5 protein-coding genes, 1 pseudogene and 1 other annotated feature are annotated in these 11,593 nt (G+C 67.2%); of the genes and pseudogenes, 3 read left to right on the top strand and 3 right to left on the bottom strand.

The annotated features are described in order from the left end of the window. Positions 1 to 196: 196 nt before the first annotated feature. Positions 197 to 1,443, bottom strand: a pseudogene (locus tag RYL44_RS09170) (IS3 family transposase). Then, positions 1,037 to 1,165, bottom strand: a sequence feature (AL1L pseudoknot). Its footprint overlaps the pseudogene before it by 129 nt. A 798-nt stretch (positions 1,444 to 2,241) precedes the next feature. Then, positions 2,242 to 4,071: a DEAD/DEAH box helicase gene (locus RYL44_RS09165; RefSeq protein ID WP_314975780.1), complete on the bottom strand. Its 1,830-nt coding sequence runs from the start codon at positions 4,069 to 4,071 to the stop codon at positions 2,242 to 2,244. 249 nt (positions 4,072 to 4,320) lie between these two features. On the opposite strand from RYL44_RS09165, the gene RYL44_RS09160 reads away from it, so the two are divergent. Beyond that, positions 4,321 to 4,950 (top strand): ferritin-like fold-containing protein, encoded by a 630-nt coding sequence (locus RYL44_RS09160; RefSeq protein ID WP_073982995.1) that lies wholly within the window; start codon positions 4,321 to 4,323, stop codon positions 4,948 to 4,950. A gap of 82 nt (positions 4,951 to 5,032) precedes the next feature. Here RYL44_RS09160 and RYL44_RS09155 read toward each other — a convergent pair whose 3' ends face one another. Further along, the gene (locus RYL44_RS09155) at positions 5,033 to 5,260 is read right to left on the bottom strand and encodes a DUF3107 domain-containing protein (protein ID WP_314975779.1); all 228 of its coding nucleotides are present in this window, start codon (positions 5,258 to 5,260) and stop codon (positions 5,033 to 5,035) included. A 78-nt stretch (positions 5,261 to 5,338) separates the two neighbouring features. On the opposite strand from RYL44_RS09155, the gene RYL44_RS09150 reads away from it, so the two are divergent. After that, positions 5,339 to 8,521 (top strand): PD-(D/E)XK nuclease family protein, encoded by a 3,183-nt coding sequence (locus RYL44_RS09150; protein WP_314975778.1) that lies wholly within the window; start codon positions 5,339 to 5,341, stop codon positions 8,519 to 8,521. Positions 8,522 to 8,540: 19 nt separating this feature from the next. Beyond that, positions 8,541 to 11,593: ATP-dependent helicase (locus RYL44_RS09145; protein WP_314975781.1), on the top strand; the 3,053-nt coding region annotated here is incomplete at its 3' end.

The following is an 11,593-nucleotide window of genomic DNA, read 5'->3' as shown; positions in this document are numbered from 1 at the left end:
CCTCGAAACCGGAGGATTCAGACCCCAACTACACCCTCAATTATGAAGAGCCCGTAACGGGTGCAGCGTCTCTTGTTCGGAGTCGGGGTGAGCATGTCGAGGCCGTGTGGCTGCGTCCGATGCGGACGGTTGGGGTCTGTGGGGAGTAATTGCCCGCGGTTGGGCTTGTCAAGTCCCGGGTTTTGTGTAGGGATTTTTAGGCCGCTTTCTTTCGTGTTGTTGTGTATTTGTTTTCTGCTTGTTGCGGTGTGATTCCGCCCAGGGCGAGGTGGGGGCGGCGGGTGTTGTACCAGTGGACCCAGGCGGCGGTTGCGCGTTCAACCTCGCGCCGATCGCGCCATGGGCCGGCGTAGCCGGGGCGCGCCTCGTTGTAGATGAGTTCAGCTTTGTACAAGGAGTTCAACGCTTCGGCCAGGGCGTTATCGTAGGAGTCACCGGTTGAACCCACCGACGCTACTGCCTGGCAACGGGCGAGAGCTTGCCCGTAGCGCACGTCGCGGTATTGCACGCCCCGATCGGAGTGGTGCACGAGCCCACGAGTGTCTATATCATCGCGGCGACGTTGGTAGATCGCCATGTTTAATGCGTCCAGGGCCACGTCGGTATGCAGCGAGGACGCGACTTTCCAGCCCAGGATTTTACGAGAGCACACGTCGGTGACGAAGGAGACGTAGACCCAGCCAGCCTGGGTTGGTACGTAGGTAATGTCTGCGACCCACAACTCGTTGAGATCATGGGCCCCGAAATGCCGATTGACCAGGTCCAAGGGGCATGCATGGCGCGGCGCTGAAGCCGTGACATGGCGGGTCCGACGCCGACTCACGCCACGAATGCCCATACGCCGCATCAGTCTCTCGACCGTGCAGCGCGCCACATATCCCACGCCCAACTCGTGAGTGTTGAGGAAGGCATGCATTTTGCGCACCCCGAACACACAGTAGTTCTCCTCCCACACGCGTCTGATCACGTCTGTGAGCGCCTCGTCGCGCACGCTGCGCGCCGACAAGGCACGAGTCCGGGCAGCGTAATAGGCGCTGGGAGCAACCTGCACCCCTGACTGGGATAAAGCAGTGCAGATTGGCTCGACTCCCCACCGATGCCGATTGACCTCGATGAAATCGTAGACTAGCGTCCGAGGCGACCTGGCTCCGCCCCGAAAAAAGCTGACGCCGCCTTCAAAATTTCGTTGGCTCGCCGTAGCTCACGGTTTTCAGCTTCCAGCGCCCGGATACGGGCCTCTTGATCACTGACCTCGCCACGCTCATTGCGCCCGCCCTGCTCCACGGCGCGCACCCACGTACGCAGCGCCTCAGGATTGACCCCCAACTGGCCGCCAATACGCTTAATAGCACCCCTACGCCGCTCGGGATCAGCACGAGCCTCCAACGCCATACGCGTCGCACGCTCACGCAACTCCATCGAATACTTACGCTGACCAGACATCCCAAACCTCCAATCCGACCTAAGACACTCTCCACAATACCCGGGACACATCAGCTTGTTGTGGGAGGCGGTGCACCCGATCCGTAGGCATTGCACCCCTTCTGATCGGGTGCAGCGCGACGTAACGGGTGCAGCGCGACGTAACGGGTGCATTGCGACGTAACGGGTGCAGCGCGACTTAACGGGTGTATCGCGACGGATCGGGTGTAGTGCGTCTTGTTCAGAGCCGGGCGGGTATTTCGAGGTTGTGTGGCTGCGTCTGATGCTGCCGCTTGGGTATGTCGGGAGGAAATGTCCGCAGTTGTACTTGTTGTGGGAGGCGGTGCACCCGATCCGTAGGCATTACACCCCTTCTGATCGGGTGCATCGCTACGTAACGGGTGCAGCGCGACGTAACGGGTGCAGCGCTGCACGGCCTGGGGCTGTTGGATGCCGACGTGGTCGGCGCCAGCGAGGAAGCCCGCGTGCAAGCTTGTTGCCGATGAGGTGGTGCACCCGATCGGGAAGATTCAACCCCTTCTGATCGGGTTGAATCTTCCCTAACGGGTTGACTGTTCCCGATCAGGTTGAACCTTGCCACGCCCTGAGGTCCCAAACAGGGGAGGGACCCAAGCCGTGTGGCTCGGGCCCCTCCTATTGCTGTACGAACGCGGCGCGATCATCGCGTGGGTGCTGTGATGACCGGCGTGCGCATCAGGTGCGCAGCGTGGTCACTGACTGGCGGAATGCGCGTAAACGTTGAGCGCTATCAGCGCCACGCACTAACGCCTCACGCCAAGGCCGTGCCACGCTATCGCCTCACTCGCCGCCCTTGCGGCGGCGGATGCGCTTGCGGGCGCGGGGCGCGCGCTCAGCACCAGCCGAAGCAGAACCAGCAGAACCGGAATCGGAACGCGGCGAGTGCTCGCCGCGGCCACGGCCGCGCGTGCCGCGGTCGGAGCGGCCGCCCTTGCCGGCGTTCAGCGTGCGATCGCCGTCCTGGGAGCCGCGACGCGACCCGCGCGAACGCGGCGCGTCGGAGGAAGAAGTCGAAGAGCCACGCGCGGAGCGCCCACGACCGCGGCCACCACGTGAGCCACCACGCGAACCCCCACGCGAGCCGCCACGCGACCCGGAACGGCCGCCACGGCCTCGTCCTTCGGAGCGGGGGGACGAGCCGCCCAGGTCCTCAAGGACCTCGGCGTCCAGGCCCGCGCGCGTGCGCTTGGCGCGTGGCAGGCGGCCGGTCGTGCCCTCCGGGATGTCCAGGTCGGTGAACAGGTGGGGGGAGGTGTGGTAGGTCTCGAGCGGATCCGGCACGCCCAGGCCCAGGGCCTTGGAGATGAGCGACCAGCGCGGCGTGTCGTCCCAGTCCACGAACGTGATGGCCGTACCGGAATGTCCGGCGCGCCCCGTGCGGCCGATGCGGTGGATGTAGATCTTCTCGTCTTCGGGGCACTGGTAGTTGATGACGTGCGTGACGTCGTCAACGTCGATGCCACGGGCTGCGACGTCGGTGGCGACCAGGACGTCGACCTTGCCGTTACGGAAGGCGCGCAGCGCCTGCTCGCGGGCACCCTGGCCGAGGTCGCCGTGCAGCGCGCCGACCGCGAAGCCGCGGGCGGTCAGGTCCTCGCCCAGGCGGGCGGCGGTGCGCTTGGTGCGGCAGAAGATGACGGTGCGGCCGCGACCCTCCGCCTGGAGGATACGGGCGACGACCTCGACCTTGTTCATGGCGTGAACGCGGTAGATGACCTGCTTGACCGTGTTGACGGTCTGGTTCTGGTCGTCGGGGTCCTGCGCGCGAATGTGGGTCGGGTGGACCATGAAGCGGCGGGCGAGGGCCACCACGGGGCCGGGCATGGTCGCGGAGAACAGCATGGTGTGGCGGTTCTCGGGGACGCGGGCCAGCAGCGTCTCGACGTCGGGCAGGAAGCCCAAGTCGAGCATTTCGTCGGCCTCGTCGAGGACGACGGTTTCGACGCCGGACAGGTGGAGGTGGCCTTTGCGCAGCAGGTCGATGAGGCGGCCGGGCGTGCCTACGACGATGTCGGCGCCGCGGGTGAGGGCCTCGATCTGGGGTTCGAAGGCGACGCCGCCGTAGATTTCGACGATGCGGGTGGATAAGTATTTAGCGGTGTCGCGCAGGTCTTGCGCGACTTGCTTGGTGAGTTCGCGGGTCGGCAGGATGATGAGTGCTTGCGGCTGGTTCGGGTTGAGTAGCTCGTCGTAGCCTTCTTCGTCGGGCGCGATGACGTCTTCGAGGACGGGGATGCCGAAGCCGAGGGTCTTACCGGTGCCGGTCTTGGCCTGGCCGATGATGTCGTGGCGGTCCAGTGCGGGGCCGAGGGTGAGGGCCTGGATCGGGAAGGGGTGCGTGATGCCCTTGTCTTCGAGGGCGTCGACGATGGGGTCGGTGACGCCGAAGTCCGCGAAGGATTTCTTGTCGAGGTCTTCGCCTTTGCCGGTGATGTCGGGGGTGGCTTCCTGTTCGGCGGGGGCCTGTGGGTGGATGTTGCCGAGGCGGACGACGCCTGCGGAGTATTCGACGGACGAGGCCGGGGCGGGTTCCGGCGTGGAAGCCTTGGGTTGGGTGACGGTATCGTTGTCGTGGGTGGGCTCGATGGCCTCGGTGCTCGTGGTGGTCACGATCTGCCTTGTCTCCCGGGCTTTTCCGGGGTTGGGGTCGGTGCCGATCGCGCATTGTCTGGCGCGGGGATGTTCGTCCGCGCGTACGTGTGATGTGTGAAAAAGATGCGACCGGGCTTCCGGTGGTCGCTTTTCAGTGTAATCGTGTGGGAGCTGGCAGCGGTGGAGGTGCTGGTCACAGGTAATGGGAACGTGGGGAATACGTGGACAGTGGGAGCCGGGGAGCTTGTCAGGCACTATGCTGGACTCATGGCTCATGAATATGTTTCTGTCCCGGCCGACGACACTGATGTCATTGGTATTCTCGCGTATTCGTCGCTGGCGTTTATGACGCGCCTGGCGAAGGATGGGGAGCAGGCCCCCACGTTTGAGGCACACGTGGAGCACGCGCGCATGGCTGCGCAGTGTTTCGCGTTGTATCAGCAGCTGGAGGTGTGGAGTGGGCACCGTGATTTTGATCTGTTGGCGGCTGGTAGTGCTTTTTCGGGTGCGTATGATGATTTGGATGCGCGCACTCGTCCGACGACGTTTGCGGAGCGGTCAGTGAAGACTTTTATTACGCGTGGCATGCTGGGTGACATGCTGATTCGCGTTGCTCGCGTCCATAGCTTGTTTGAGGGCATCGAGGATGTGTGGCCTTTCGAGCAGGGGCATTGGGTGCGTGCGCAGTTGGGGCCGCAGATTGAGGCGGATCCGCAGTTGGCGGATCGCTTGTCTCTGTGGGGTCGCCGCGTTGCGGGTGAGGCGCTGGGTCTTGTGCGTGCCACGTTGTTTACGTATCCGCAGTTGGCGATGACGCCGGAGAATGTTGATGAGATCACGGAGTATGTGATTAGGCGCCATGGTGAGCGTATGAGGGACATTCACCTGAAGGCCTGAGGCCGCAGGCATTGACGAGGCCGGGGTTCCTCGGGCGGCATCGTGACCGCTCGGGTTCCCCGGCCTCGTTCGTGGGCGCGGGTCAGTGGATCGCGAATCCGACGCGGCGCTCGGTCTTGCTGGCGATCTGCACGTAGCCGAGGGCGTGGGCGGGGACGAGGGTGCGCTGGCCCTTCGAGTCGGTGAGGTCGAGGACGCCGTTCTGGGCGGCAAGGGCCTCGTTGACCTTGGTCATGAGCTCGTTTTCGGTCATGTCGACGTCGAGGGCGAGCTGGCGCGTGTTGTCGCGGATGCCGATGAAGATCTCCATGGTGACTCCTTGCTGGTAAATGTCGTCACGCCCATCATATGTGCCACAGATGCGGGTGGGGTCTGTCAGTATTGCGTCATGAGCGAAATCAAGGTCAGGTTGCGGCGCCGCCCGGAGGGTTGGTGGCGCCTGCCCGAGCTGAATGCTGAGCAGCGCGCGGTCGTGGAGGCGGCGCGCTCGGGCGATGTGATTGCGCGTGGGGCGCCGTCGTCTGGCCGTTCGACGTGTGCCCTGGCGGTGTTCGAGCAGGCGGTGGGTGCGGGCGCTTCGGCGTTGATTCTGGCCCCGGACCGCACGCGCGCGGACGTGTTGACGCCGCGCGCGCAGGCGCTCGGGCCGGACGTGGTGCGTCCGGTGCGTACGCCCGCGTCTTTCGCCTATCAGGTGGTGGCGACGTGGCGCACCCAGCGGCAGGTCCCGCTGGAGGGCGTCGAGCTGGTGACGGGCGCTGCCCAGGATCAGGCGTTGACCGAGCTGTTGGCGAGCGTGGATGCTCCCTGGCCGGAGGAAATCGGTGAGCAGATGCGCGCGATGCCGGCGTTTCGCGGCGAGTTGCGTAATCTGGTGGCTCGCGTGGGCGAGGCGGGGATGGATGCGGCCTCCCTGTCCGAGGCCGGGGCGCGTTTCGGGCATCCCGAATGGGTGGGTGCGGGCGCGATTGTCGCGGCCCTGGAGGAGGGACCCGAGCATTCCCCGGAGTACCCTCTAACGCTGCGCGTGGACCTGTCGCGCATCCAGTCCCTGGCCGCGGAGCTGATCGGGACGTGGCAGGGGCGCGCGGAGGAACGCGGCGTGCAGGCGCCGTGCCCGGTTCCTGATGTCGTTATCGTGGATGACCTGCAGGATTGCACGCCTTCGACGCTGACGCTCCTCGGAGCTTGCCGGGACGCGGGGGCCAGGATCGTCGCGTTCTCGGATTCCGACGTGGCGGTGGCTGGGTATCGTGGGGGCGAGCCGCACCTGGACCGTCGTCTGGCCTCGTCGCTGGGCGTTAAGATCGCGGAGCTCGGTCAGGTCTATGACACGTCCCGCGCGGTGCGTGAGCTGGCGTGTCAGGCGTGCGCGCGCATCGCCCAGTCCGGCTCGCCCGCCCGTCGTGGCGCGCAGGTCGCCGATGACGCGCCCGAGGGGGCGCTCGTCACCCATTTGGGGGCCACGCCCTCGCAGATGGGCGCGCTGATCGCCCGTGCCCTGCGTTCCCGGCACCTGCACGACGGCGTCGATTTTTCGGACCAGGTCGTCATCGTGCGTAGCTCGTCGATGGTCGCCGAAACCAGGCGCTACCTGGCTCGCGGCGGCGTCCCCCTGGCCGGGGGCGGCAGAGCCTTCGACTTCGCTTCACAGCCCACGACGCGCCTCCTCCTCGACCTCGTGACTCTTCCGACGGGGGACAGCGACACGGACGCGGCCCAGCGCCGCGAACTGGCCGAGCGTCTCGTGCCCTCGGCGCTCGTGGGAGCGGATGCCCTGGCCGTGCACCGGCTGCTGCGTCGCCTGAACGCCGCGCGCGCCCAGGCCGCCGAGGAGGCGGGGAAGGAGAGCACGCTGATCCCACTGACGGTGGCAAACCTCGTGGACGAGCCCGATACGTGGCGGCCCACCCTCGAGGAGGGGGCGCAAGCCCCGGGCCGACGCGGGTGGCACGACCGCGCCCTGGCGCGCGCGCTTGAGACGGCGGCGCGCATGTGGGAGCTGGGCAGGCAGGGGAACGCACGCCCACAGCAGCGCTTGTGGGAGCTGTGGGAGGCCTCCGGCGTCGCGGAGGATTGGCGCTCGCGGGCCATCCGATCGGACGAATCCTCCAGCTGGTACGACGACCAGCTGGACGCGGTCGTCGCGCTCATACGCGTCGCCGACGTGTGGGAGCAACGCAACCCCGCCGGGTCCGCGCGTGATTTCGCCTCGGAGCTGTTGGCAGGGTCGGTTCCCATCGACACGATTTCACGCGTGGGCGTGCGCCCCGGCGGCATCGAGGTCCTCACCCCCGCGCAGGCGATGGGCCGTCGTTGGCAGGTCGTGGTCCTCGCCGGCCTCCAGGACGGGGCATGGCCGAACCTGCGCCTGCGCGACCGGATCCTGCGCGCCGACCTGCTGGCGGACGTGGGGGCTGGCAGGTTCGCCGTGGGCGAGGATGGGCGCGAGGAACTCATCGATTCGACGCGGGCCGCGCGCCGGGCCGTCCTGGACGACGAGTACCGTCTCTTCGTCGCGGCCATCACGCGCTCGCGGCGCTACGTGCACGCGGGGGCTGTGCGCTCGGAGGATGCTGCCCCGTCTGTGTTTTTCGACCTGGTGGCGCGCCTGGCAGGCACGCCACGGCAGGACGACGTGGTGCCTCTGGACCAGGTGGACGCGCCGCTGTCTTTGCCCGGGCACATCGCGGATCTGCGCGCGCGTGCCGCCTCGGATAACCGGGTGGACGCCGAGCTTGCGGCCACGCTCCTGGCTCTCATGGCTCGCGAGGGCATCGGTTCTGCGCAGCCTGATCGATGGCTGGGAGCGGGCGGCACGCCCACGACGGTGGAACCCTACGGTGGTGACGTCACGCTCTCGCCGTCGCAGTTCGAGCGGGCGCTCGCATGCCCGCTGCGCTGGTTCCTCACCACGATTGGCGCCGACGGGTCCTCAAATGCGGCGGCCAGTCTGGGAACCCTCGTTCACGCGTTAGCCGAGGAGAACCCGCACGGCACCCCGGAGGAATTGACTGCAGCGCTTGAGGCGCGCATCGAGGAGCTGGGCTACAACCTGGACACGTGGGCGGGGCGGCACGCGGATCGTCGCGCGCACACCATCGTTGACAACCTGGCGTCCTACCTGGTGGGAGTACCCGGCCAGGTAGAGGTCGAGCGAACGGTCGAGGCCCAGGTCGAGGGGGTGACGATCCGCGGGCGCATGGATCGCCTCGAACACGTCGACGAGGGCGTGCGTGTCACCGACCTGAAGACAGGCAAGAGCGGGTACAGCGCGAAGACCGTCCCCGATAATCCGCAGTTGGCGGCCTATCAGATGGCCCTCCTCGCCGCGGGGGAGCGGGTGGCGGGCGCGCGTATCGCGCTCCTTGGCGGGGACGCGGCGAAGTCTTTCGATCAGAGGCCCTTGGAAGGGGAGACGCTGGAGGGGTGGCGTGAGAAGGTGCGTGAGGTTGCTGCCATCGCGCGCGGCCCCTACTTCGAGGCGACCCCGTCGGAGAAGGCTTGCTTGTATTGTTCTTTTGATCGGCTGTGCCCGGCTCGGGAGCGCGGCCGTAAGGTGGTGGAGTGACGTGGCACGAGACGGCGCGATGACCCTCGGCGCGACTCAGATTCAGGCGATCGTCGACGCGACGAAGACCCCGACTGCGGAGCAGGTGCGTGTAATCGAGGCTCCGCGCAGGCCGCTCCTGGTCGTCGCGGGTGCGGGGTCGGGTAAGACCGAAACCATGTCGATGAGGGTGCTGTGGCTGCTGGCAAACCACCCGGACTTGACGCCGGCTTCGATCCTGGGCCTGACCTTCACACGTAAGGCGGCTGGCGAGCTCGGCGACCGCTTGCGCGAGCGTATCCGCCTGCTGTCGCGCGAATTGCCGCAGATGCGTGAGCGTTTGGACGAGGACCCGGTGACGCTCACGTACAACTCTTTCGCGGAGCGCATCGTGTCCGAGCATGGGATGCGCATCGGGATTGACCCGGATTTCTCCATGCTCTCCGAGGCGGGCGCCCTCGACATGATGACGCAGATCGTCGAGGCGTGGCCCACCGACCTGGACGATGATCTGAGTCCGGCGGGCGTCGTGGGCAGGATCCTTCATCTCGCAGGTGAGATCGCCGAGCACGGCTACACGGTCGAGGGTGCGCGCCAGGCGCTGGAGGGGTTCGGGCGGGAACTGGAGATCGTGGGGGACTCGAATAAGGCTGCCAGGGAGTTGCATCAGGCGAACCAGCGCCGCATCGCATTCCTCGGTCCGATCGAGGCCTACCAGAAGCGCAAGCGGGAGATGGGCCTCCTGGACTTCTCGGATCAGCTGGTCCTCGCCACTCGCATCGTGCGCGAGGTCCCCTCCGTGCGCGCCGCGCTGCGCGAAGAATTCCGCGCGGTGCTCCTCGACGAGTTCCAGGACACCTCCGTCATCCAGATGGAGCTGCTGTCCACTCTGTTTGGCGACCACGCGGTGACCGCGGTGGGCGACCCGAATCAGGCGATTTACGGGTGGAGGGGGGCCTCGGCCTCGTCCCTGGAGACGTTCCTGGAGCGCTTCCAGACGGGCGCGCCCGAGGAGGGCCAGACCCTCACGCTGTCGACCGCGTGGCGTAACGACGTGTCGATCCTGGAGGCGGCGAATCGTGTGGCTGAGCCCCTGCGCGAGGTCGCCTCCTATCAGGAGGGCAAGGAGCAACTGAATGCGCAGTCTCCCGTCCTGGTTCCTCGTCCGGGGGCTGGGCGCGGCGTCGTCGAGATCGCCTACCCGGCCGCCTACGAGGACGCGCTGGCGGCGACGGTTGACTTCGTGCGGCGGGTGCGCTCACGGTCGCGCAAGGACGGTTCGCGCAGGAGTGTTGCCGTCCTGAGCAGGCGCCGCAAGGACTTCCCGTTGATTGACGCCGCCCTTCGTGAGGCGGGGATCCCCACGGAGATCGTGGGGCTGGGCGGGCTGCTCGACCAGCCGGCCGTGCAGGATGTGCGCGCGGCCCTGGAGCTGGGCTACGACGTGGCGGCGTCCCCGTGGCTGGCGCGCCTCCTGGCCGGCATCGACCTGGGGGCCGCCGACCTGATGGCCCTCGGCGACTGGGCGCGTGCCCTGGCGCGTCGGGAGGGGGCCAGTTCCCACCAGGCGGTGCTCCTGGACGCCGTGGATGACCCGCCGGCCCCCGGGTGGGCGGACAAGGGGCGTCCCGCGATCAGCGAGGAGGCGGTGCGCCGCGTGCGCCTGCTGGGCGAGCGCCTGCGCCAGGTCCGCGAGGGCGTGGGCCGCTCGATCACCGAGCAGGTCGAGCGCGCGATCCTCATCATGGGGACGCTGGACGACGTGATTGCGGACCCGCTGTCGATGGGTGGGCGCGCGGCGCTGGACGAGTTCATCGCCGTGGCCGCCGCCTATGAGAAGGAGACGCCGGGGGCTTCGCTTGGCTCGTTCTTGGCGTACCTGAGGTTGGCGGATGAGCGTGAGGACGGGCTTGACGCGCCGTTGGGGGAGCCGGACCCGCGTGCCGTGCAGATCCTGACTGTCCACGGGTCGAAGGGCCTGGAGTGGGATGGCGTCGTCGTCTTCGGCCTGTGCGACGGCGTGTTTCCCTCGCATAACAAGAGGACCAGCGTGGAATGGACGGACGATGTTCCCCCTGCCAACGCGTGGTTGACGGACAGCGGGGCGCTGCCGCATCCGCTGCGAGGGGATTGTGGGGACCTGCCCCCGTTCGTGCCCGTCGTTGAGGGGTCTCGGACTGCTTCTGCGGGGTACGACAAGTGGGCGACGAAGGTTTACAAGCCTTCCGTTGGCGTGTATGCGGAGCGTGAGGAGCGGCGCTTGGCGTACGTGGCGATGACTCGTGCGCGCAGCGCGCAGCTGTTGGTGGGGTCGTGGACGTCTGACTTCAACAGGAAGGTTGCTCACCCGTCTCGTTACCTGATGGAGGCTAGCGCCCAGCTGTTCGGTCATGCTCCGCAGCCCGCGGAGGGCACGGCTGGTGCCGTGGAGGACCGAGGCGTGTGGGGTTCGGGCGCCTGGCGCGACCTGGGCGTTGAGCCGACCGTGGGGGAGGGGGCCTGCCTGATTGCCCCGATTCCGGGTGAGGAGGAGCGTGAGGCGCTGTCAGCGTCGGCTCCCACGGAGACGTTCCCGCCGGCGCCGGGACCGTCGCGTCAGCGGGTCGCGGCTGCGGCGGCGTCCGTGCGCGCTCAGATGCGGGAACTCGCGCAGGACAGGGACGTGTTCGAGGCCTTGACGGAGTTGGGCGATGACCCGGCGGTGAGGGACACGATCGCCCTGATCGAGGAGGATCGGCTGGGGCGGGAGGCGCCGGTTGTGGACCTGTGGGCCGAGCGTGTGCCGGCCACGTCCGTCTCCTCCCTGCTGCAGGACGCGGGTGAGTTCGCACGCGATATGCGTCGGCCGATGCCGGTTAAACCCAGCTCGTTTTCCGCCCTGGGCACGGTTTTCCACGCGTGGGCCGAGCGCGAGCTGCACGTCGCGGGAGCCGATCCTGTGTCCGAGGCCGTGGATCCTTCTGCGGTCACGTCCGGCGAGGACGTCGCGTTGGCTGGCGGTGACGACGGGGCAGACGAGGTCCTGCTGACCGCGAGGGAGCGCGAGCTGCTCGAGAGGCTGCGCGAGAACTTCCGCGCGTTCGTCGCGGGGGA

The organism is Actinomyces bouchesdurhonensis (genome assembly GCF_963540955.1).
GTDB classification, from domain to species: Bacteria; Actinomycetota; Actinomycetes; order Actinomycetales; family Actinomycetaceae; genus Pauljensenia; species Pauljensenia bouchesdurhonensis.
The sequence above is the reverse complement of the archived record's forward strand: the minus strand, read 5'-3'. Positions and strand labels throughout refer to the sequence as shown.